Source organism: Anaerolineales bacterium (assembly GCA_003105035.1).
In the GTDB taxonomy this organism is placed as follows: Bacteria; Chloroflexota; Anaerolineae; order Anaerolineales; family UBA4823; genus FEB-25.
This window is the reverse complement of the sequence record PQAL01000035.1, coordinates 45,445-69,822: the sequence shown is the minus strand read 5'-3', so window position 1 is coordinate 69,822 and position 24,378 is coordinate 45,445. Positions and strand designations below refer to the sequence as shown.

Annotated in this window: 16 protein-coding genes; 12 read left to right on the top strand and 4 right to left on the bottom strand. The window is 53.0% G+C overall.

The genetic code is table 11. The annotated features are described in order from the left end of the window. The first annotated feature begins 163 nt into the window (after positions 1-163). The 5 genes from C3F13_14870 (at position 164) to C3F13_14850 (ending at position 12,891) form a co-directional block, all read left to right on the top strand. Positions 164-1,402 (top strand): acyl-CoA dehydrogenase, encoded by a 1,239-nt coding sequence (locus tag C3F13_14870; GenBank protein ID PWB51140.1) that lies wholly within the window; start codon positions 164-166, stop codon positions 1,400-1,402. A gap of 338 nt (positions 1,403-1,740) precedes the next feature. Then, positions 1,741-5,973: a hypothetical protein gene (locus C3F13_14865; GenBank protein ID PWB51139.1), complete on the top strand. Its 4,233-nt coding sequence runs from the start codon at positions 1,741-1,743 to the stop codon at positions 5,971-5,973. 23 nt (positions 5,974-5,996) lie between these two features. After that, positions 5,997-6,800, top strand: coding sequence for a hypothetical protein (locus C3F13_14860; protein PWB51138.1), 804 nt, complete (start codon positions 5,997-5,999; stop codon positions 6,798-6,800). A 163-nt stretch (positions 6,801-6,963) separates the two neighbouring features. Beyond that, on the top strand, positions 6,964-7,320 hold the full coding sequence (locus C3F13_14855) for a hypothetical protein (protein ID PWB51137.1): 357 nt from the start codon (positions 6,964-6,966) through the stop codon (positions 7,318-7,320). 1,311 nt (positions 7,321-8,631) lie between these two features. After that, complete coding sequence (locus C3F13_14850) at positions 8,632-12,891, top strand: hypothetical protein (GenBank protein ID PWB51165.1); 4,260 nt, start codon at positions 8,632-8,634, stop codon at positions 12,889-12,891. Between the two features lie 106 nt (positions 12,892-12,997). Here C3F13_14850 and C3F13_14845 read toward each other — a convergent pair whose 3' ends face one another. The 4 genes from C3F13_14845 to C3F13_14830 all read right to left on the bottom strand — a co-directional run bounded on the left by C3F13_14845 (position 12,998) and on the right by C3F13_14830 (position 19,368). Beyond that, on the bottom strand, positions 12,998-16,102 hold the full coding sequence (locus tag C3F13_14845; GenBank protein ID PWB51136.1) for a hypothetical protein: 3,105 nt from the start codon (positions 16,100-16,102) through the stop codon (positions 12,998-13,000). A 92-nt stretch (positions 16,103-16,194) separates the two neighbouring features. After that, positions 16,195-16,662, bottom strand: a complete 468-nt coding sequence (locus C3F13_14840) for a hypothetical protein (protein ID PWB51135.1) — start codon at positions 16,660-16,662, stop codon at positions 16,195-16,197. 145 nt (positions 16,663-16,807) lie between these two features. Continuing rightward, a complete protein-coding gene (locus tag C3F13_14835; protein ID PWB51134.1) occupies positions 16,808-18,139 on the bottom strand; it encodes a hypothetical protein in 1,332 nt (443 codons plus the stop codon). 5 nt (positions 18,140-18,144) lie between these two features. Further along, the gene (locus C3F13_14830; GenBank protein PWB51133.1) at positions 18,145-19,368 is read right to left on the bottom strand and encodes a hypothetical protein; all 1,224 of its coding nucleotides are present in this window, start codon (positions 19,366-19,368) and stop codon (positions 18,145-18,147) included. Positions 19,369-19,617: 249 nt separating this feature from the next. Between C3F13_14830 and bfr the strand changes: the two genes are divergently transcribed. The 7 genes from bfr (at position 19,618) to C3F13_14795 (ending at position 24,377) form a co-directional block, all read left to right on the top strand. Continuing rightward, positions 19,618-20,085 carry a bacterioferritin gene (bfr, locus tag C3F13_14825; GenBank protein ID PWB51132.1) on the top strand — a complete coding sequence of 156 codons (468 nt, stop codon included), beginning with the start codon at positions 19,618-19,620 and terminating at the stop codon, positions 20,083-20,085. Positions 20,086-20,121: 36 nt separating this feature from the next. Next, positions 20,122-20,625 carry a rubrerythrin gene (locus C3F13_14820; protein ID PWB51131.1) on the top strand — a complete coding sequence of 168 codons (504 nt, stop codon included), beginning with the start codon at positions 20,122-20,124 and terminating at the stop codon, positions 20,623-20,625. A 255-nt stretch (positions 20,626-20,880) separates the two neighbouring features. Next, positions 20,881-21,288: a methylmalonyl-CoA mutase gene (locus C3F13_14815; protein ID PWB51130.1), complete on the top strand. Its 408-nt coding sequence runs from the start codon at positions 20,881-20,883 to the stop codon at positions 21,286-21,288. Positions 21,289-21,298: 10 nt separating this feature from the next. Further along, positions 21,299-22,318 (top strand): methylmalonyl Co-A mutase-associated GTPase MeaB, encoded by a 1,020-nt coding sequence (locus C3F13_14810; protein ID PWB51129.1) that lies wholly within the window; start codon positions 21,299-21,301, stop codon positions 22,316-22,318. 18 nt (positions 22,319-22,336) lie between these two features. After that, on the top strand, positions 22,337-22,882 hold the full coding sequence (locus C3F13_14805) for an N-acetyltransferase (GenBank protein ID PWB51128.1): 546 nt from the start codon (positions 22,337-22,339) through the stop codon (positions 22,880-22,882). A gap of 56 nt (positions 22,883-22,938) precedes the next feature. Next, a complete protein-coding gene (locus C3F13_14800) occupies positions 22,939-23,493 on the top strand; it encodes an N-acetyltransferase (protein ID PWB51127.1) in 555 nt (184 codons plus the stop codon). Between the two features lie 47 nt (positions 23,494-23,540). Next, positions 23,541-24,377: a DNA-formamidopyrimidine glycosylase gene (locus tag C3F13_14795; protein ID PWB51126.1), complete on the top strand. Its 837-nt coding sequence runs from the start codon at positions 23,541-23,543 to the stop codon at positions 24,375-24,377. Position 24,378: the final 1 nt, after the last annotated feature.

Below are 24,378 nucleotides of genomic sequence, written 5' to 3'. Positions count from 1 at the left end.
CTGATCGGAATCTGCCTGAAAATGATACAATGCCCATAGACTCGATTTTTCCCTGGAGGTACTACACGATCCCTCAAGGTACGGTTGCCCATGAGTATTTGTCATGCTTGCCACATGCCATTAACTGACCCTCACCAATTGACGTACAGGAAGGACGATTTGTATGAGCGATTTGTTGCTAACCCAAGCTGAGCGTAACCTGCAGGGGGAGGCGCGCAAGTTCGCCAGAGAAAACGTTTCCAGGCAGCTGTTGCTCGACATGGACCTTGAAAAGGTTCATTACCCTCGCCAATACATCGAACAGCTCGCAGCTCATCAGCTGCTTGGCCTGCGATTTCCGATTGAGGTGGGAGGCCGCGGATTGACCTGGGCGGAAGAAGTGTTGGTTTTGGAAGAGATTGGCGTTCTGGGTGCCAGCCTGGCTTGCTTATACTCTCTGCCTTCCATCGTGGGTGAGGCCCTGCACGTATTTGGCAATCCTGAACAAAAGCAGAAGTACTTGCAGCCCATCCTGTCTGGGCAGCTTACAGTGGCTGAAGCCCTCACCGAGCCTCGTGGTGGTTCTGATTTCTTCGGCGCCACGGCGACGATGAAACGCGAGGGCGATTTCTATATTTTAAACGGGCAGAAACGTTTCATTGTCGGCGCCGAAGGTGCAGATGTCTTCCTGGTTTACGCACGATCAAACCCACAGGATGTTGCCAGGAAGGCAATCAGCACGCTGTTAGTGGAGCGCAGCGAGCGCGTGGAAGTCCAGCATGTTTATGGGCTGTTGGGCACGCGGGGAGGTGGTACAGGGCGGGTGTATTTTCGCGATGTCAAAGTGCCGGTTGCCAACCTGATTGGGCGTGAGCATGGCGGCAATGAGATCTTTAACCAGATGATGATCCCCGAGCGCATGACCAGTGCAGCTGGAGCGTTGGGCCTGGCGCGCGCTGCCCTGGAAATCAGCACCCGTTATGCCGACCGCCGCAAGGCATTTGGACAGAAAATCCGCGAGTTTGAAGCGGTGAGTTTCAAGATCGCCGATAGCCTGACGATGCTGGATGCTGCCCGTGCTCTGGTTCATCAGGCTGCTCGAGAGATCGATGCCGCCGGTAATTCAGGATATATCCGCCGGAAGGTATCAGAGGCAAAGAAATTTGCCACCGATACAGCCTGGATGGTGGTCAACCACGCCATGCAGGTCATGGGCGGCATCGGTTATACAAACGTCTATCCCATCGAGCGCTTGCTCCGTGATGCCCGGTTGATGACCATCTGGACCGGAACCAATGAAATCATGGACCTGGTCATCCAGCACGAGTACTTTAGAGAACTGCTATCGAATCCTTCATCTGCCCGGGAGGTGGAGAGCGATGCCCTGAACGCACAGGCAGACGGCGAAAAAATTTACGAATGATGTTCATCACCCCGGCTTGAGCAGCCTGTTCCAAGACCTTAATTCCGCCAGGCTAGCATGGCGATCATCCTTGGCGCTTATTAGAGTAGGGGTTTTTTCAGTCAGGACTTATCGGTTGAATCTCGATTAGAATAGGATGATCTTTGCACATACTATGATGATTATTAAGTATGGCGAAAAACTCATCTTCTTTTAACCTTAATACCAACCTCTTCGCAGTGAGATATTGTATATTCACTGCAAACCCATGTGATGCTGAACCAATGGAATAGCACGTCGAGAAAAATCCAATATCAACATTGAACTTATTACAAACCGTTTTAGGAAGTTGGTGATTTATGGATAAACCCGTTTCAGATATTGAGCAACTTCAGCAAGAAGTAATTGCCTTACGCAAGCAGAACGAGGAATTCCGCCACCTGGCTTCCTTTCCGCAGGCCAATCCTGCCTCTATACTGGAATTAACCTGTGATGGGCAGCTAGTCTATCTTAACCCTGCCGCCCAACAACTACTCACCCAGCTGGGTCAACCGGATTGTAGGGAATTTGTTCCAGAAAACTTAGCCGAGGTATGTAAAGCTCATCCCGATCCAGATAAAAGTAGCAATGCCTTGCATTTTCTTCAAGAGCTAATCATTAATGGTAAAGTTTTCGAAGAGAAGATCTATTATTCAAGTGAATATGAGACCTTCCGGATATATATCAACGATATCACCGACCACCGCATGGTAGAAGATGAGTTAAAAACTAAAACGCTCGAATTGATGCGAACCCAAGATTTTCTGGAAGCAGTGACCCAGGGAACAGATGTGCTCATTGCGACGGTAGATAAAAACTATTGCTACACCTATTTCAATCAAGCCTACCAGGATGAAGTTGAGCACATCAGCGGCATCAAGATTGCGATAGGGATGAAAATGCTGGACGCATTTGCCCAGCAACCTGAGCTGCAAAAGATCGTTCAGGATGAGTGGAATCAGCCATTGATTGGTGAACACACGAACAAAGTACTAGACTTTGGCGATCCAGGCCGATATAAACGGATATATAACGTTCTCCACACGCCTATCAGGGATGGTGAAGGCAAGGTGGTTGGTGCAGGGGAAGTTGCGTACAATATTTCCACGGAGGTTCAGGCACAAGATGCTTTACGCGAAAGTGAAGCACGCTTTCGCATGGTATTAAAAAACGCTCCGGTCACGGTTGCAGCACAAGATAAAGACCTGAAATTCATCTGGGCATATAACCAGCGCACGCAAGACCCAGCCAACGTGATTGGAAAAACTGATCAAGATCTTTTTCCACCGGACGTTGCGAACTGGACCACAGATTTGAAACACCAGGTTTTATCGACCGGTAAAGAACTGCATACACAAGGGTGGTTAACCAGTGGTGGGCAAAGGCTTTACCTCGATATATTCCTCGAGCCAATCCGAGATGAAAAAGGTGAGATCACGGGTGTGGGGGTTGCAACCGTTGACCTGACTCACGCAAAGCTGGCAGAAGAAGCCCTCCGTGAGAGCGAGGAACGCTATCGCTCACTGTTTGAGGGCATGACCGAAGGCTTTGCCATTCACCAGATCCTCGTCGATGAGCATAACCAGCCATATGATTACCGCTTCCTCGATATCAACCCTGCATTTGAACGCTTAACCGGTTTCAAGCGTGAGTTGGTCGTGGGTAAAACATATCGGGAGGTACTGCCGCAGGAAGGCGACGGCTGGATAAACACCTATGCAAAGGTTGCCTTAACCGGTGAATCTATCCATTTTGAGGAGTATTCGCCTACACTGAACAAGCACTATGAAGTCTATGCCTATCGGTGCGCTCCTGATCAATTCGCTTCCATCTTTATTGACATCACCGAGCGGAAAAAGATGGAAGAGGACCTCCGCATCAACCTGACCAAGTACTCGGTGCTATTTGATACCCTCCCTGTGGGAGTAACGATCACAGATTGTGATGGCCAGATCATCGAGTCAAATAGTGAGGCTACCCGCTTACTCGGATTATCCAAAGAAGAACAACATCACAGGTTGATCGGTGGAAAGGAATGGGAGGTCGTCCATACTGACAGGACCCCGATGAGGCCCGAGGAATTTGCCAGCGTACGGGCTATGAATGAGCAGCGCCGTATTGAGGATGTCGAGATGGGCCTGGTTCGTGACCAAGACCAGATTACCTGGATTAAGGTTAACGCAGCCCCACTGCCACTCGAAAACTATGGGGTAGTCATCACCTATAACGATATTTCTGGTCGGATCCAGGCGGAAGAGGCTCTACGCCAGGCCCATGAAAAGCTGGAATTAACCGTCCTGAAACGAACGGAAGAGCTTGTTCTGGCAAATGCCGAATTACGCAGGGAAATCAACGAAAGGATGCGGGTGGAATCAGAGCTGCTCCGCCAGACGAAGGCGGTGGCAGCTGAGCGGCAGCGATTCAATGATGTGCTGGAAATCATGCCGGTTTACACCATCCTACTCACACCCGATTATCACGTTGCTTTCGCCAACCGTTACTTTAGAGAACGCTTTGGCGAAGACAATGGCAAACCCTGCTACGAATACCTGTTCGGCTTGGCAGAGCCTTGTGAAAATTGTGAGACATATAAAGTCATGCGATCCAGAGAGAGACATACCTGGCAATGGACCGGGCCAGACCAGCGTGATTATGATGTGTTCGATTTTCCATTCAAGGATGTAGATGGCTCTGACTTGATCCTTGAAGTGGGCATTGATATCACCGAAAGAAAGCGGGCGGAAGACATGCTCCGCTCGTTGAATGCTTATAACCGGAGCCTGATCGAGGCTAACCTGGATGCCCTGGTGACGATCACCCCAGATGGAAAAATTGGGGATGTTAACACGGTCACCGAAGCGATCACTGGTGTTCCACGTCAGCAGCTGGTGGGTACTGATTTTCACGCCTATTTCACCGATCCCAAAAAGGCACGCCAGGGTTACGAGCAGGTCTTTAAGACGGGTACGGTGCGTGATTATGAGCTGGAGATCCAGCATACCGACGGTCACGTTACACCGGTCGTATATAACGCCTCCGTTTTCAAGAATGAATCGGGAGGGGTATCCGGGGTATTCGCGGCTGCGCGTGATATTAGTGAGCGTAAACAAACCGAGCGACAGCTCATCCTGCTCACCACCGCGCTAGAAGCCGCCGCGAATGGGATCATCCTGGTCGATAAGGAAGGCACCATTATATGGTCCAACCCTGCATTCAGCCAGATGACAGGATTTACCTCTGAGGAGGTGGTTGGGCAGAATCCTCGTCTCTTTAAATCTGGCAAGCAGAGTGGTGAATTCTACCGCAATCTATGGGATACCATCCTGGCCGGTAAGGTGTGGCGAGGGGAGCTAATCAACCGCAGGAAGGATGGCAGCCTGTATTCCGAAGAACAGATCATCACCCCCGTTTTTGACCAGGCTGGAAATATCACTAATTTCATTTCCATCCGGCAAGACATCACTGAACACAAGCAAGCGGAGGATGCTTTGCGGAAGAGCGAGGAGCAGTACCGTTCACTGGTCCAGGCAACATCGCAAATCGTGTGGGAGACAGATGCGCGTGGTGCTGTGGTAACAGATATACCATTGTGGAGGGAATTCACCGGGCAAAGCTATGCAGAATGCATGGGGATGGGCTGGCTCGAGCCGGTCCATCCGGCTGACCAGGAAATGGTAGCTAAGATTTGGGCGCATGCGGTGGAGACAAAATCCTTCTATGAGACGGAATGCCGCATAAAGGATCGTTTTGGTGAGTATGGCGATTTTTCTGTCCGCGGCGTACCCATCATGGATCGGGAAGGTCAGATTACTTCGTGGGTGGGAACCAGCACAGACATCACCGATAAGAAAAACTATGAGAGGCAGCTGATCCAGGCTGAAAAACATGCTGCCATAGGCCGCATGGTTGGGTCGGTAACTCATGAGATTAACAATCCCCTGCAAACGATAAAAAACTGCTTGTATTTATTGAAACTCGACACACCTCTCGATTCACCTGTACAAGAACCTCTGCAGATGGCAGTCTCTGAAACCCAGCGCCTGTCGAATATTGTCGGTCAGTTGCGCCAGCTCTACCGTCCGCAGGCTGCTCAAACCATGGAGCCACAGGAATTAAAAAGCATTATTACAGAGGTGCATTCGCTGATACTAACCCACCTGGAAAATGCCCGTGTACTATGGCAGCCCTCTTTGGAGGATGGCCCGTGCATGGTCAATTGTATAAAAGACCAGCTCATCGAGGTATTCCTCAATATTAGCTTGAACGCCATCGAAGCGATGCAATCAACCGGTGGAATCCTATCGGTTAAAATGGCTTATACCAGCGATAAAACTCAAGTGGGTGTGGTTTTTAACGATAATGGACCTGGCATTAAACCTGAAATCCTGCTGCATCTTTTTGAGCCGTTCACTACCTCCAAGGAATTCGGGTTGGGCTTGGGATTATCAATCTGCTATGGGATCATCCAAAAACACAATGGACAGATCACGGTAGACAGTGAACCGGGGGAGGGGACAAGTTTTACAATCTGGCTGCCTTTGCTCGAAGGCTGATGTCATTCTGAGGAGATTTGCATATGGGTGCGAACAATTCCATCCTGATTATCGACGATGAACCCAATTTAAGGCGCAGCCTGGGACTGATACTGCAGCGTGCCGGGTACTCGATCACAACGGCTGCCAATGCTGCGGAGGCGCTGCATCTGCTGCGTGCCGGCGCTTATGATCTTACTTTCCTGGATATCAAGCTGCCTGATCAAAACGGTATTGCCCTTCTCCCCCAAATCCGTGAGATTTATCCTGACATGCCTATCCTTATCCTGACTGCACACGCTACGTTGGATACTGCGATCGGGGCTGTCAGGCTGGGTGCCCGCGACTATCTGTTGAAGCCGATTGATCCAGAAACCATTATTACCCGGGTCGAAAGCCTGTTACGGGAGGAAAAACCAAAGCGTCGCCGTGAGATTACCAACCAAATCCACGATCTGTTAACCGAACTGCAGTCCATTGATGGTAAGGAGGCTCGGGTTGAGATGGATGAAAGGCCTGCTTCTCCAGTTGACCCGGCGCGTTATATCAAATGTGGTGGTTTGGTGCTGGATAGGCACACACACATGGTGCAATATGGTGAAAAAAATTCCCCTATGCCACCATCCACGTTCGATTACCTGGTCACCCTGGCCCGACATTCACCCCACCCGGTGACTTATGAGAAACTTGTCCTGGAGTCACAAGGCTACCAGCATCTCAGCCGGGCAGAAGCGCGTGAGATATCCCGCTGGCAAATGCACGAGATCCGCAAGTTAATTGAATCCGACCCGCGCCATCCCCGGCTGATCATTACCGTGAGGGATGTCGGGTATCGTCTGGTTGTGTAATAGCTGACCAAAACACCTGTTTTCCTGCGGGCAAGGTTTGTTCTTGCCCGCATTTATTTTTAATTGCACTATTGGCTTCTCGCCAATAGTTTCCAACTTTTTCCAATTATTCAGCCTCGGATTATCTATAGAATACAAAAGAGATTGATATACGCGGAGAGCTATGAGATCAAATCGAATCATGCTGATTGAGGACGATACCAACCTGTGCCAATCTTTGAAGCTGATCCTTCAACGCGCCGGTTATCTTGTGACCTCAAGCAATTGTGTGACTAAAGCAATAAATATTATTCAAACTAGAGATTACTACCTGATCATCGCTGATATCAATGTGCCTGACACCAATAATTTACTTAATCCCAAGATTCTGGGCATGGTTCCCCACCTCTCAATCGTGATACTGACCGACCAGTCAGCTTCTGAAATTGAGAAGGGCGACACATTATTAAATGCACATTACCTTAATAAACCAATTGCCCCTGAACGGTTGCTGGATTGTGTCAATACAATCCTGGGTTAGTAAGTAAACTTCAATAGCAAAAATATACCAATGGAAATCTTTAGACAAAAAAGAGATGTAGGAGGAATATTCTGAACATGGATCACGCATATGGCTTGATGAGAAATTTTTCGGCCAACATATTTCACAAACAATTCCTTGCTCCGTCCTTTTAGGAGCGACTCAAAACTTGGGTAATTCATCCATCCAGCGAAAGATTTATCTCAGGCAGGTATCTCACAGGGAAGGTGCGAAGGACAATCATCTACAAGGTCAAATTTTCAATTTATAAACAGTTACCCCAAAATCTATTCATTACACAGGAGACCTAATATGAGTATTCATAGATTTCTGAAATATATATTATTGTCAATTGCATTTGCATCCCTGGTCTTGGGAGGCATAAGCCAGGTCCAGAACGGTGCAGCGATGCCAATGAGTGCAACGGATGAGTCAAAAGTGCCGCATTACTTTGGGCCTTACCCCAACTGGGCTCTTAGCTCGTTAACCCTGCCAGATGCCCAGGTGGTTATCACCGGGGACGGTACTGGAGCGACGGCAGATGCGACCGTAGGCGCTAATGGTGCCATCACTGGCATAAACATCACCAATCCTGGCAGCGGCTACACGAGTGCGTTGGTTGACTTCACCGGCGCAGGCACGAATGCCCTGGCTACTGCGTTGGTTAACCTTTCCGGTTCCGTCACGTCTATCACAGTGGATCTACCGGGTTCTGGTTACACTGCGCCTGTGGTCAGTATCGCTGGTGGACTGCCGTTCACTCCGGCTTCAACCAATCCAGGGGCTCTCAATATTTATAGTCTGAGCGTAGGCAGCGCTACAGGTGGTACCTTCACGCTCTCTATCGATGGTGGTACCGCGACAGCTCCCATTGCCTGGAACGCACTGGCAGCGGATGTTGAAGCAGCGCTCGGTGGCCCTACCGTAGCCACGGTCACGGGTACTGGCACGCTTCTCGACCCATGGGTGATAACCTTTGTGACTACACCCGCCTCTGTCACGATTGACCCCGCTCTTCTCACCATGCTTGTACCCGCAACTGGAGCAAGCGTGGCAGCCACTGGAACCAACACCTTTAGCGTGAGCATCGGCAGTGCCACGGGTGGCACCTTCCTGCTTCAGGTGGATGCTGCGACGGCTGGACCAATTGCATTTAATGCAACAGCAGCAGATGTACAGACTGCGCTTACTGGTGCTGGAATTGCATTTATCTCGGTCACCGGAACCGGCCCCTGGGAGATCACCTTTACAACCGCACCGGGGACGGTCACGATAGATGGTGCACTCTTAACCCAACCCTCAGGGGGTGCCATGGCAGTTGCCTATGGCGGGGTTGACCAGATCACCCTGACTACCCCTGGTAGCGGTTATACGTTTCCGACAGTAGACTTTGACCTGCCTGATGACCCGAATGGCGTGCAGGCTAAAGCGCATGCTACCTATGATACAATCACGGGCGCTGTCACGGGGATCATCGTAGACAATCCTGGGTCAGGTTACTCCGTAGCTCCCAAGGTGGTCATCCGTGATGGGACCATCTTCAGCCCCATCAATGGTGGAAGCGGGGCAACGGCTCTCGCAACACTTGCTATCCAGTCTGTAACAGTAAACACCTACGGGTCTGGTTATACTTCTGCCCCTTCTGTAAGCATCACCGATAGCCTAGGTACCGGCAGCGGAGCAACCGCTACAGCCTTCACCGACTTCGGCGCGGTCACAGCTATAAATTTAACAGCTGGTGGCTCAGGTTACATCACCGCGGGTGGGATCAAGAAATTCCAGGATGGCCTGCCCTTGCTCTGTGACCCTTCTGTCGGCTGCACACCCAACAACCTGGGTCAATACATCCCCCTGGCTGTACCAGATACTACTACTTTCACAATCGCCAATGGATATGCGGCTGATGCGGATTATTATGTCATCGCCCTGGTGCAGCACCGTGAGCGCATGAGCTCCTCCCTGCCAGCCTCGGGTACGCTCCTGCGTGAGTATGTACAGCTCGAGACCCCGGCCAATGCCTCCTGGAGCAAGCACGTTGCACTCGCCAACGACAACCTTGACCCGAATGTGCCACCTACTCCGATCTTGGTCAACGGCCAGCCAGTCTATGCAGTGGATGACCCGCACTACATGGGTCCGATCATTGCGGCACAGAAGGACAAGCCTGTCCGGATTGTCTTCTACAACCTGCTCCCAACCGGGCAAGCCGGTGATCTGTTCATTCCAGTCGACACAACCTTCATGGGCTCCGGCATGGGGCCGATGCAAATGAGCGGCCCGATGGATCAGGGCAGCGTTACCGACATGGTGCGTAATCCCGCATGTGGCGAGACGTCCAAGACCCGCATGGACTGCTTTGCAGAAACCCGGGCCAGCATCCACCTGCATGGTGGCATCACCCCCTGGATCAGCGATGGCTCTCCCCACCAGTGGATCACCCCTGCCAACGAGGAAACTGGCTGGCCAGAGGGTGTGGCCGTCAGTCAGGTCCCAGATATGGTGGGTGGTGATCAACCTGCCGGAGTTCCAGATTGCTCCTCCCCGACCGATGGTTGCACCACCTTCTACTACACCAACCAGCAGTCTGCCCGCTTGATGTTCTACCACGACCATGCCTGGGGCATCACCCGCCTGAACGTGTACGCTGGTGAAGCCGCCGGCTATTTGATCACTGACCCAACTGAACAAGCCTTATTCGGCCCGAATGGCACTTTCTCCGGCCTGGGCGAGGGCATCCCCCTGGTCATTCAGGATCGCACCTTTGTACCCAGCGCAGCCCAAATGGCGTTGCAGGACCCGACCTGGGACTACACCCGCTGGGGTAGCGAAGGCGACCTGTGGTATGAGCATGTCTACATGCCCACCCAGAACCCCAATGACCCATCCGGCATGAGCGCCTTCGGGCGTTGGTTCTATGGACCTTGGTTCTGGCCGCCTGTGACCCCCACCTTCGATCAGATTGCAAATCCGTACTTTGGTATGGATCCTCTTGGTCCAGATGGTATTAGGTATACAGCTGATGACTTCACCACGTCCTTGGCAGTGCCATGCAACCTGGACGATCCAGCCACCTGGCAGTACGACACCGACCCGTTCTGCGAGCCCCCCACTATCCCAGGCACACCCAATAACTCGGCCGGCATGGAGCAGTTCAACGACACGCCTATCGTTAATGGGACGGCCTATCCAACGGTGACGCTAGATCCCAAGTCTTACCGCCTGCGCATCCTCAATGCGGCTAACGATCGTTTTTGGAACTTGCAGTGGTATGTGGCTGATCCGACCACTGGCACCCTCAGTGAAGTGGCTTTGAATCCTGCTGAACTGGCAGTCGCCCAGACCGACCCGAACTTCTTCCCAACACCTCTCGAGAGCATGGTCGATCCTACAAGTGGGGCGACTCTCGACCTGAGGGGTCCGGACTGGATCCAAATCGGCTCCGAAGGCGGCTTCCTGCCGGCGCCGGTGGTCGTGGATGGTCAGCAGGAAACGACCTGGATCATCGACCCCACCCGCTTCGACGTCGGCAATGTGGACAAGCACTCTCTATTACTGGGACCTGCTGAACGGGCGGATGTGATTGTCGACTTCTCCCAGTTTGCTGGCAAGACTTTGATCATGTATAATGATGCCCCGGCGGCTTTCCCGGCTCGCATCTCCACCTACGATTACTATACGGGTGGTCCAGACCTGAGCCCGAATGGCGCACCGACCATCCTGCCGGGTTACGGTCCCAACACCCGCACCATCATGCAGGTTCAGGTTGCCGCAAACCCACCCGCACCTGCCTTCAACTTGTCCGCTCTTAACGCTGCCTTCCGGCATCACGCGAACGGCTCAGGTGTGTTTGAATCTGGCCAGAACCCGATCATCGTTGGGCAGGCAGGTTACAACTCAGCCTATGGCACGAGCTTTGTCTCCGGCGGTTGGTGCAATAACCCCACGAACCCGAGCTCAAAATGTGATGGGTTTGCCCGCATCTCAGAACAAGGTCATGACATATTCAAGTTTGATACCCTGGCTGGCCCGCAGGTCGGTGTCGCGATCGAACCCAAGGCCCTGCACGATGAGATGAACTCTACCAACTTCGAGCCGTATGGCCGGATGTCAGGCAACATCGGCGTTGAGGTCGTCCCGGCCGATCCAGTCTTGCAGAACGTCGTACTGTACCCGTTCGTGAATCCACCCACTGAGATCTTTGATGGCACTAACCTGCCATCCACCGACACGCTCACTCCGATTTCAGTGGGGAACGACGGTACGCAGATCTGGAAGATCACCCACAACGGGGTGGACACGCACCCGATCCACTTCCACCTGTACGATGTGCAGGTGCTCAACCGGGTCACCTGGGACAACATCATCATCCCGCCCGATGCAACTGAGCTGGGCTGGAAGGACACCGTGCGCGTGAGCCCGCTGGAGGATACCTACTTCGCTATCCGGCCCATCATCCCGGTGGTACCGTTTGAGCTGCCTAACAGCATCCGGCCACTTAATCCCATGATGCCGCTGGGCGACACATCAATGTTCAACCCCACGGATCCCAATGGGGTCGCGGCTCCGATAGAAAACCAGTTGGTCAACTTTGGTGCTGAGTATATGATCCACTGCCACATCCTGTCACATGAGGAAATGGATATGATGCGTCCGGTCGTGGTAGCCTTGCCCCCCAATGCACCCGATGGTCTTGTCTATACCATCGCTGGAACAGGTAATAATACGGTGCTGACCCTCACCTGGAATGACAACTCGATAAATGAGACATCCTTCCTGGTACAGAAGAACGATGGCACCGGCTGGGTAGATCTTGGGACAGTACTCTCGCCATTAGATCAACCAAACATGCACGGATTGAGGAGTTTTAACGACACCTCTTACCGGCGAAACGGTCCGATTGTATCCTACCAGGTCGTGGCTCAGAACACTGTGGGTTATGGTACAGCGTACCCGAACAAAACGGTCCAGTCTGTCTCAGGTACTATAGCTGTGATTGCAGCCCCCTCGGACCTGCAAGCATCGTTACTGGTTAGTCCGTCAGTTAATCTTAACTGGATCGACAACTCTGTCGGTGAAACCGGCTTTTTGGTTGAGCGTTCCACTGATGGCGTGAATTTTGTCCTGATTGCCACGGCTCCAGCCCACAACAATACCGGTGCGACAAGTTTTGTGGATAACACCGTCACATTGGGTACCTCTTACTTCTATCGGGTGGCGGCAATTTCCCCTCTAGGATCATCAGGTTACTCGAACCTGGCCACTATCACGGTTGACATTCCCGCAGACCCCTCCATCCTGGCTGCAACAGCTGTCAGGCAGGGTAACAATGAGCGGGTTACCCTCACCTGGGTGGATAATTCCAACAACGAGGCCAGTTTTGAAATCCAACGTGCCACCGACATCAATTTCACTATCGGATTGACAACCGTCACAGTAGGTGCCAACACACAAACATACACCACTGGTAATATCCCACGTGTCAGCTACTACTTCAGGATACGCGCGGTCAATATCCTTGGGAACTCAAATTGGGTGAATGCCACGCCATTCCCCATACCACCCGCTCCATAAATAAGCAGGGAAGGAGCCTAATAACTACCACAATAGAATAAAGAATGGGGACTTTGAAAGGGGAAATATTAAGGGGAGGCCGGTTGTTAGCTGGCCTCCCATTCTTTTATTTTATAGACCAGATTTTTTCGGCGTGAATGATTGGCTCCCCCCGCTGACGATCGAGATCCACACGGCCTTCCACAACGTAAGGCCCCGGGGTCGTAAAGGCTGCCTTTGAGCGCCGGTAAACATCCGCCGTGATTACTACGTCCAACATGCCTTCCAGGTCTTCCAAAGACATAAAGTAGATATACTCGCCACGGGTGGTGAGGCTGCGACGCCAGATCTGGCGGGTGCCGGCCACACGCACATGCTGCTCCAGCCGTGAGGCCGCTTCCACGGTGGTTAATGCACCGGTCTCCGCGATCTGCTTCTCAGCCAGCTCAAGCGGATGGGCGATGACCCCGGTGCCTAACAGCTCTTCCTGCGCAGCCACTTTTTGAGCCAGGTCCCAATCGTCTTCCGCCTGTTCATCCATGCTGAACAGCGAGAGCTGCCCAGCCTGCCAGTTGCCCTGTTTGAGCTGGCGTAGAAGACCAGGGATCGTGCCAAAACCCTGCAAGGCACCTGTTTTGATCAGGTTCTCAGCTTCCACCGGGCGGGGATCGGTGCGGGTAAGGAAATCGCTGAAGGAGCTAAATGGGCGCTTGCTCAGTATGGAAGACTGGGTACGCCGGGTGAGCTCCTTGACCTGGTCCAGGCCCATGAATAACACGGGCTCGCCATCGATCAGCTTTACACTGAACTCACGCTCGGCATAATTCACTTCTGGAGAACGCAGTTTTAGCCCCAGCCGGCGTGCTTCGGTCATATACACCCGCTGGCTGTAATAGCCACCCCAATTAGCCAGCACAGCTGCCATGAAGAAGGCCGGGTAATGCGTCTTGCACCAGGCTGAGCGCCAGCTCACCATGGCATAGGAAGCCGCATGGGCTTTTGGGAATCCATATCCAGCAAATGCGGCCATTAAATCCCAAATTCGCCTGGCTATCTCCTCCGGCACCTGGTTACGCTCCCATGCCTCGCTGATGAACTTCTCTTGCAGGGTCTGCATCTGTTTGCCCGGGTCGAAATGTGACATCGCCCGGCGCAGTAAATCGGCGTCTGCCAGGCTGAACCCGGCCAGCTCGTGGGCGATGCGTAGCACCTGTTCCTGGTACAGGATCACCCCGTAAGTGTCTGCTAACAGGTTGCTTAAAGCTGGGTGGAGGTGCTCAGTGGCTTCCTTACCGAGGTGACGCCGCACGAAGGCATCCTTTAGCCCGCCGGTGAGCGGGCCTGGCCGGTAAAGCGACAATGCCACCATGAGGTCGTCCACGCTGCTAGCCTTTATTTCTTTAAGGGTGGCCCGCATTCCGGGGCTTTCAATTTGAAAACAACCAATGGTGCGCCCCTGACTGACCATCTGGCTGACGGCTGGATCATAAGTGGGTATATTTTCCAAAATTTCTGTGAGGGTAGACACCCCGGGGTGGCGCGTGACCAGAGGCTGCTCCTTGGCAATGATCTCGACAACATCCCCCAAAACAGTCAAGCCTCTGATGCCCAGCAAGTCGATCTTTACCAGTCCCAGGCGCTCGATCGAATCCAGGTCAAATTGAGTGATGGTCACGCCTTTGTTGGCTAGCTGTGTGGGTGCCAGGTCAGTCATCGACCCCGGGCTGATCACCACGCCACCAGGGTGTACTGACAGGTGATGCGGTAATCCGATCAAGGCCGCGGTATCTTTAAATATTTTTTGGTGGGTAGGAGTTTGGTAATGCTCACTGAGCTCGGCAAAGGGGTCTTCCTTATTCGCCCCCCGGCTGGAGGGGCCATACCAGCGGAAAGGCAGGCTATCAGCCAGCCGGCTCACCTCCTCCGCGGGGAGCCCATACGCCTTGGCTACTTCCCTGATGGCTGAGCGGCTGCGGAAGCGGTTGATCGTGCAAACGGTCGCCACCCGGTCTTCACCGAAGTGCTGATAGACGTAGCGGATTACCTGTTCACGCCGGCGCGAGCATAAGTCGGTGTCGATATCCGGAGGCGTGGCCCTGGCCGGATTGAGGAAACGCTCAAAAAACAGGTTTAGCCGAATCGGGTCGGGTGAAGTGATCCCAAGGCAGTGGGCCACCAGGGAAGAGCCTGCCGAACCGCGTGATGAGAATGGGATGCCTTCCTGCCTGGCGAAATTAAGGATGTCTTCCACGATCAAGAACAGGGAGGTATACCCATATTCACCGATGACCGACAGTTCATGATCAAGCCGGCTTTGCAGCTCAGGTGTGACCTGGCTGTACAACCTGGATAAGCCTGCCTGGGCACGCTGACGCAGCAGTTCCTGGCTGGTTGTCCCTGCAGGCACAGGGATTTCAGGGAAGTGCAATGTTCCCAGGGGTAGTTCCAGTTTACAGCGCTCAGCAATTTCCTGCGTAGCCGCCAATGCCTGCGGAAAATTTGGTAACCTCTCCGCCATTTCCTGCGGGCTGAGGAACTCAGCGTGTGGAGGAGCCACATCATCCTGCCCGAGATCTCTTATTGGTTTTATCAATCGGATGGCGGTCATGACCTGCTGCAAGCGGGCTTGTTCAGCTCTTATGTAATGAATATCGTGTGTAGCCACCGAGGGGAGGTGCAGGCGGTGAGCCAGGATGGACAGGCTCACGCACAGTTCACTATCTTCCGGGCTGTGGCTCTGCAGCTCGATGTACAGGCGATCTGGTAGGACATCCATCAGCTGTGATATCCAGCGTTCCGCAAGAGAACGCTGCTGGGTGGCCACCAGGCGGTTCAGCAGGCTTCTCCTGCCCCCACTAAGGCACAGGATTCCCGAGGCTTCATCTGCAAGTTTAGTGTACGGAAGGATATCGCTATCTCCGCCCAGGGAGCTAGAGATCCTGCACAGGCTGCGCCAGCCGCTCATATCCATTGCCAGCAGTGTCACTATCCCTGGCTCGGCAGTCCCCAGTTCTGGTGGTGGGGCTATGGACACCTGCAGACCGATGATCGGCTGGATCCCTGCTTGCTGACAGGCATCCTGGAATTCGACCATCCCACTCAAGCGATGGTGGTCGGTCATGCCAAGGCTGCTCATTCCCAGCCCGGCTGCTGTATTGGCAAGCTCTTGGGGAGAGGGGAGTCCACGCAGGAATGAATAATGCGAATGGGTGACGAGATGGAAATAACCCATGCAACGATTGTAACCCTGCTTGGGTTGGGTGCAAAGGACGACCACCACACCGACATGCTGATGGTCAGGTGATGGGTTTGAGTATCGGGCGCTTAGCGGATGGTGGCCAGGTCTTTCAACAGCTGTTTTTTCTCTGCCGGCTCGGTCAGCCCGCTGGCAATCTGGTGAGCCTGGATCAGGTATTTTTCCATAGCATCCAGGTTATCTGCCACCTGTTCGGCACGCGCTAAGGCTTCATAAGCATAACCCTGGTAAAAAGGAAGGACGCCGTCTTTTTTTGAAGCTTCCAGGCATAAATCACCATAGCGGCGAGCCTGCTCAGCCCGGCGGATAAGGGCATATACGCGTGAGATCTGCCAGTATCCGATGGATAAATTCGTGGGGGTGCAGTCCTCCCTTTGGGTCCAATGCCAGAGTGATGCCAGGCTTAGCTGAAGCATTTTTTCTTCCTCAGCTGGGCTGCGGAGGGGTTTATCGATAAAGTCCCAGGCGCGGTTAAAGCATTCGGCTGAGAAGTATTTATGTGCTGCTTGAAGGTCAAAATCCGGTTTTTTTGCCATGCTGCCCTCGTCTACAGGGTGATTCTCTACCAGGTAGAATGATGTTTTCAGATAATTTAGATGTTATTTGGATTATAACGGCGACAGAACCAGGCTGCATTAGCATATTATGAGATTAACCGTGCCACTCTCCCGGCAGTTGGATTTATGGACCCTGGTTGGCTTTAATCGCCAGGCCAGCTGTAACGGAGTTGAATACATCGGAGGCAATAACTTTGTCAGCTCCAAATATGCTCATCAGCATCTCTGTGAACATGGGGATGTTGGATGACCCACCTGTTTTCACCACTGCATCGATCTGACCTGCTTCCATTCCGGAGGCAGATAAGGTGTCGAGCAAGACTTTTTCGATGCGCTGATAATATTCACGGATATCATTCTCAAACTGGCTGCGGGTATATAGTTCCCAGATGTCCAGGTTTTTTTCCTGCATGCTGGCAATGACCGTCCCCTGGCTGGATAGTTTGATCTTGGTCCCTTCGACCATATTGTAGAAGGAGAATGCCAGGTCATTGAAGATTAGCGCTTCGAGGGCTTTCAACCTGACCGGAGCTAACCTGGCTTGAATCGCCCTATCCAGCTCCGCCCGGGCGCGGGGAGTGGATAGCTCGGGGAGGGAGGCCCAATCAGGGATGGTATCGATCAGGTCATTGATCAGTGGTTCGTGCTGGACGAGACCCTTGCCAAAGTGTGCCAGCATGCGTTTTTCTATGATGGCCCGGTCAAAATCACTCCCGGCAATCCCGATGCCTCCACTGGCATACACCTGGCGGTGGTTTGGATCGCCCAGGCGCATGATGGTCAGGTCAAGCGTGCCGCCACCAAAGTCGAAGATCAACACATTTTGTGGATGGCTGAGCGATAATTCATAAAACAAGGCTGCTGCTATGGGTTCAAGCTCAAACTCCACCTGCCCAAACCCTGCCTCGAGGGCGGCTTGTTCCAGGGTGTTTTGGGCTTTACTGTCTACCGCAGCATCCAGCGAGAATTGCACAGGCCTGCCTATGGTCACTGCACTGATCTGTTCACCGAGGAGGTTCTCTGCCCGTTCCTTCAAAACCCGCAAATACCCCGAGATGATGTCGGCCGGATTGTAAAATCGCTCAAAGACCTGGGTTCCCTGGTATTTCTCCGAGCGCAGGGTGGTTTTGATGAACTGGAGCAACCGGCCAGGCTGCAGCTCGTCGACATAAACGTAAATATCCCGTACATAATGCAAGTCACCGCCATGGTAATCGATCTCCCCCGACCACTTTTTTACGAAGCGCCGTTGCCGGTTGATGTTTTGCTTGTAATACAGCTCGACTGCTTCCTGGCCGATGAAATGCCGGTAATCCCGCGTGATGTACAGGATGGTCTTCATCACCTGCGGGACGACATTCCTGCCATCGATTGGCAAGACGCTCACTTTTCCATCCCGGTAGATGGCCACACCTGAATTGGAAGTGCCAAAATCAAGGCCGACCTTTAATCCCATGGCTCTCAATGCCTCGCGTGATCAGCAGTTTTGGCTGTTGCAATATTCCCTGGCGCATGAAAGCCGGTGAAGCTCAAGATCGCCCCACATTCGTTGCTGAGCGGCACACTCCCCTGAGCGAGCAAGTCTTTCAGGAGAGCTATGCCGAGTGTGCCATCCGCGAATAAAAATGCCCCATGGTCTTCATCCATAACCGGGGCCGCACCGATAATTCTTGTTCCTGCCTCACGCCGCTCCCTGGATAGGATCGCCTGCCCTCTCGACTTAAAGGAGTTGGCTGGCTCGAGCCAACTCGCCTCGCGGTGGACTACTTTGCCACTCTGAGTAATAAAGGCAACGGATGGCTGGTGTGTGACCGTGAACATGGAGACAATGTGATCCGTGATTCCCAGGCGGATCACCTCCTCGATACCGATCGGCAGCTGCTCGACTGGCATGCTGAAGATAAATCCTTCCTGGCTCACCAGCACGAACAAGCTCTCACGATTGGCGAAAGTCACGCCACACGTTTTATCGGCGGGCAGTTTCACACCGCTGCCAATGTAATCCTCCGCCAGGTGGGTGGTAAAGGATGGTATTTTGATTTTCTTCACGTACCCCCGCCGGCTGGCCTGGACGCAGAATTCGAATAACGGCATTTTCGCTATCGGTTGTATGGCTGCCAGCTCTTCCTTTATGCGCGGTTCTTCTAAAAATGCCTCCTCCCAGCTAGCGTTTTCATGGCTGGAAATTGGCAGCTTAGCCACCGGGTGGGTCACGGTTCGGCCTGTGTCAAAGATGAACAAAAGCTCTTCCCGGGAGGTGGTGCCCAGCACAACAGGGTTAATTCCTTCCTGCTCACTTCCAAGATCGATCCTGGCGACTGCACCTTGGGATAATAGCTTGGGTGGGTCAATTTCCATGCAAAGGACCTTCCCCAATGAGCTATACACCAGCAGGCGCAGGGTTTCGGGAGTCGGTGGGATCACCGGCTGCTCAATGGGCACCGCCACCTCACCACCCAGCTGGCGCTTCAACAACTCCAGCTGGTATTCCAAGCTGGCGATGCGATTTTCATATTCTTCCACCCTTCTCCCGCTGAGCAGCTCGATATTTTCTGCGGACAGTTCCTCTTCACGGTTAGCCAGCTCGCTTAGGCGATTGGCGATATAGCGGATGATGAGCGCAGCAGAAGTGGGTCTTTCTTCCACCTCGTGGATCCATTCATCGATCTTATTCGGACTGATCAAAGCAACCTCCCATCAGGCTGGTTGGTGCCTGAACTATTCATATTACCAGATTTTATGCTAGATTTTCATTACCTTATGGGTGAATTATATGAGCTGATGAATATCTCCATCCCAAACACACCCTGGATGTGGTATTATTTTTTTATCCTTATGATATGAGTATTATTACTTTCCTTCCAAGCAGCAATCCAATATAATATCAAAAAATTAAACAGTTCACCAAATCAAATAACCAGGAGGTAATTCATTATGAAAGGTAACGAAAAGATCCTTGCTGCGCTCAATAACCTGTTGTCAGATGAGCTGACTGCCATCAGCCAATATATGGTTCATGCAGAAATGTGTGATAACTGGCAGTTTGAAAAGCTGGGGAAGGTTGTTGAAGAGCGCGCCATAACCGAGATGAAGCACGCTGAAAAGCTCATCGCCCGTATCCTGTTCCTGGACGGTATACCGATCGTCAGCAACCTGAAGAAGATCAGCGTCGGTGCGACAGTTGAAAACCAGCTCGATAATGACCTGGCGGCTGAGTATGGTGCAGTCCAAGGCTATAACGAGGGGATCCGCCTGGCATACGAGGTGGGTGATAACGGCACACGAGAGCTATTTGATTCTATCCTCAAGGACGAGGAAGAACACGTAGATTGGCTTGAAGCCCAGATTGGGCAGGTTAAGCTCATGGGCCTGCAGACCTACCTGGTCGAGCAAGTCGACTGAACAATAGTTTAGAATTTATTATTTGAGGAGATTGCTATGTCAAAAACTACCGATGATCTACAGGCTGCATTTGCCGGAGAATCTCAGGCGAACCGCAAATACCTGGCGTTTGCCAAAAAAGCTGATGCAGAGGGCCAGCCCCAGGTTGCCAAGTTGTTTCGGGCGGCAGCCGCGGCGGAGACGGTGCATGCCCATAGCCACCTGCGTGCCCTGGATGGCGTCGGCTCCACTGCCGACAACTTGAAAGCAGCCATTGCTGGCGAAAACTATGAATGGGTGACGATGTACCCCGAATTCATCCAGGATGCTGAGGCAGAATCGGCGAAGCGCGCCCTTACCTCCTTTAAGTTCGCCTTTGAGGTTGAAAAGCTCCACGAGCAGCTGTACCAGAAAGCACTGAATGCCTTGGAAGGCGAGAAACCCTTGCCGGAAGTGGATTATTACGTCTGCCCAATATGTGGGTTTACCCACGAAGGGCCACTGGATGGGATTTGCCCCATATGCAAGACGCCCGCCAGCAAATTCGAGAAGATCAACTAACAGCCTGATTGATCATTAAAACATCCTGCCGGGTCAAATGACCCGGTGGGATGTTTTTTATGGCCGCCCATCTGGACTCGCTTAGCCTTACATTGTTACCTCATGCAGGTGCTCGGGTCAATGAACCCTCGATATTCGATACCCAACTTGACCGTTTCTCCAACAGCCACATAAGCGCTTGATTGCGCCTCACCAATAGCTACTGCGACTGCTTCCATTTGGTATAATTTTCTTGGTTATCGCAATGGAGGCAAGATGAGTGAGCAAAGATTTCGAGTATTGATTGCCAAGCCCGGGCTTGACGGGCACGACCGGGGCGCCAAGGTGGTGGCACGTGCCTTGCGTGATGCCGGGATGGAAGTGATCTATACCGGCCTGCGCCAAACCCCCGAGATGATTGCCGAGGCTGCCTTGCAAGAAGACGTGGATGCGGTGGGCCTTTCCATCCTTTCGGGTGCCCACATGGCTTTGGTTCCGCGCGTCCTCGAGTTGTTAAAAGCGAATGGGCAGGGGCATGTTAAAGTCTTTCTGGGAGGCATCGTCCCTGATGAAGATGTGCCCGTGCTTATGCAAATGGGAGTAATCGGTATCTACGGGCCAGGCACCTTGAGTGAGACCTATGTGAACGATATCCGCAAAGCTGTAAAAGCTTCAGGCAGATGAAGCGCTTCCTATGAGTGAGCAAAACCTCGCCCAGGCAGTGCTGGCAGGTGATCGGCTGGCACTGGCACGCAGCCTGACCCAGGTTGAGAATGGCACTCTCTTAGGGAGAAGCACGCTGAGTGCGCTATTCCAGCACACCGGCAGGGCACACCTGGTGGGTGTCACCGGTGCTTCCGGCACGGGAAAATCCTCGTTGGTCAACCAGCTTGCCCGCTTTGTGCGGCAGGCGAACTTGTCCCAACGGGTGGCGATTGTAGCGGTAGATCCCACCAGCCCCTTCAGTGGAGGGGCGATATTGGGGGACCGCATCCGCATGCGTGACCTGGCAGGTGACCCGGGTGTCTTCATCCGCTCAATGGCTACGCGGGGCTCATTGGGCGGCATCGCCTCAGCCACCGCCTCCGTTGCCCAGGTATTGGATGCTGCCGGATTTGAGCTGGTGCTGATCGAGACTGTTGGAGCTGGCCAATCGGAGGTGGATATTGCTCGTTTGGCGCATACCACCATCGTGGTCGAAGCGCCCGGCCTGGGTGACGATATTCAGGCGATCAAGGCCGGCATCATGGAGATCGCCGACATATTCGTGGTGAATAAAGCTGACCTTCCGGGTGTGGAAAACACCGAGCGTGCCTTGCGTAGCTCCTTGAACCTGGCCCATCCTGTTCCTCATCAATTTGTCCACCATGGCAAGCTTGAGACGGTGGCAGCGCAGGGAGCTCCCGCTAAGCCAGAGGGAGCACTGTGGATGCCACCCATCTTACGCACGGTTGCCTTGGACGGGAACGGTATTGCCCGACTGGCACAGGCGATCATCGACCACCGGACCCATCTTCAGGCCACAGGAGGCTGGGGAGAGCGTGAGCGCTGGAGGCTGCAGACTGAGTTTGATCTGCTGCTGCAGAACACCCTGGTTGAAGGTTTTCGCTCGCGTCTGGTGGCTGGCCAATATGATCAAGCACTGGATGATATTATCGCCAGGCGACTATCGCCTTTTGAGGCCGTGGAGAAGCTTGTGGATGGAGTCTCCTGAGAATGACAGGTCGTAACAATGATCTACAGTGAGCGTATCCGTTTAAGGGCGGTGGAAAAGGCTGACCTGCCCTTTTTTGTCCAGTGGTTGAACGACCCCGAGGTGCTGCAAGGTCTGCTGATTCACAATCCACTTTCTCAAACCGAAGAAGAGGGCTGGTACGAGCGCATGCTCACACGCCCCGGCGAAGAGCATGTGATGGCAATCGAAGTGAAACAATCGACGGGTAACCCTGCTGAGCCAGGTTGGAAGCTGATTGGCAGCCTGGCTTTCGATTCTATCGACTGGCGTACACGATCAGCGGAATTGGGTATCGCCATCGGTGAGAAATCCATCTGGAACCAGGGTTATGGCACCGAGGCGGTGCGTTTGCTGGTTGAGCATGGGTTTAATATGCTTAACCTGCATCGCATCTTCTTGCACGTCTATGAGACTAATCCGCGTGCCATCCGTGCCTATGAAAAGGCTGGATTTATCGAAGAGGGCCGTGAACGTCAGGCTGAATTCCGAGGTGGCAGGTACATCGATGTACTGCGCATGAGCATCCTGCGTGACGAAATTTGATACTCATACGATGAAATCAGCTGTTGTGTTATCCTGGTAAGGACATTGGAGATCAGATGATATTCGCAGAGCGAATTCGTTTCAGAGGCGTTGAGCAGGCCGACCTGGTGAGTTTTGCCAGATGGATCAACGATCCTGAAGTAAGGCGGGGGGTTGGCTTTTACTTGCCCTTCTCAACCGCCGATGAGCAAGATTGGTTCGATAAGATGCGCTCGAAACCACTCAATGAGCACAATCTGGCTATCGAGGCTAGGGAATTGGATGCTCATGGCCAGGAATACTGGCAGCTGATCGGTACGTGGAGCTTTTTTAATTTCGACCAGCGGAACGCCAGCGCTGAATTCGGTATCATGATCGGAGAGAAGGCGTATTGGAATCGTGGTTACGGTACCGAAGCTGTCAGGCTGCTGGTAAAACTTGGTTTCGACACCCTGAATCTCAACCGGATATTCTTGCGGGTGTTCGAAACGAATCAGCGAGCCATGCGCGCCTATGAAAAAGCTGGATTTACCCACGAAGGCTGCCAGCGCCAGGCTGAATTCAAGGAGGGTAGGTATCTCGATGTGCTGGTGATGAGCATCCTGCGTACCGAATATCTGGCCGGCTCGTAATCGATGATCCGTTCCCCTGGCTGGCAAGCCCAAGATGTTGAAAACACATGCCCGAATTACCCGAAGTTGAAACCATAGCCCGTATCTTGCGCTTGGGAATGCAAGAACAGCCTGCCCTGCCTGGCAGGCACATCCTGGGCGTTGAACTTTTGTGGGCGCGCAGCCTGGCTGAACCCATTCCAGCCGAATTCACTGTCCGTCTCCCCGGTCAGGTGATCGAAGACATCGGCCGGCGTGGGAAATTCCTGGTCTTCCGGCTCAGCCGCGATTGGCTGTTATTTCACCTGCGTATGAGCGGTGACTTGTTGGTCAGACCTGCATGCACAAATCCTGCTAACCATGACCGCCTGGTGCTCCAATTGGAAGGCGGTTACGAGCTGGCGTTCAATGATGCCCGCAAGTTTGGCCGTGTTTGGCTGGTCAATGAGGTTGATCGTGTACTCGGAGGCCTGGGGCCAGAGCCGCTTGATGAAAGCTTGACCGCTCACGCCATATTTGAGCGTCTGCACACCTCTCACCGCCAGCTCAAGCCGCTGCTGCTCGATCAGACATTTATCGCCGGGTTGGGAAATATTTATGTTGACGAAGCCCTCAACCTTGCCAGACTGCACCCGTTGATGTCATCCCATGCCATCACTGAAAAGCAGACAATCCGTCTCCTGGCAAGTATCCGCGCTGTTCTGCGCGATGGGATTGCACGTAACGGGGCCAGTATTGATTGGGTATACCGAGGTGGGGATTTCCAGAATTACTTCCGCGTGTACCAGCGTACAGGGTTACCCTGCCCTGAATGTGGCACGCCAATTGCACGCACTATTGTGGGGCAGCGCGGCACCCATTTTTGCCCTTCCTGTCAGCCCGCTCCCTGCCCGAACGGAGGTTGAT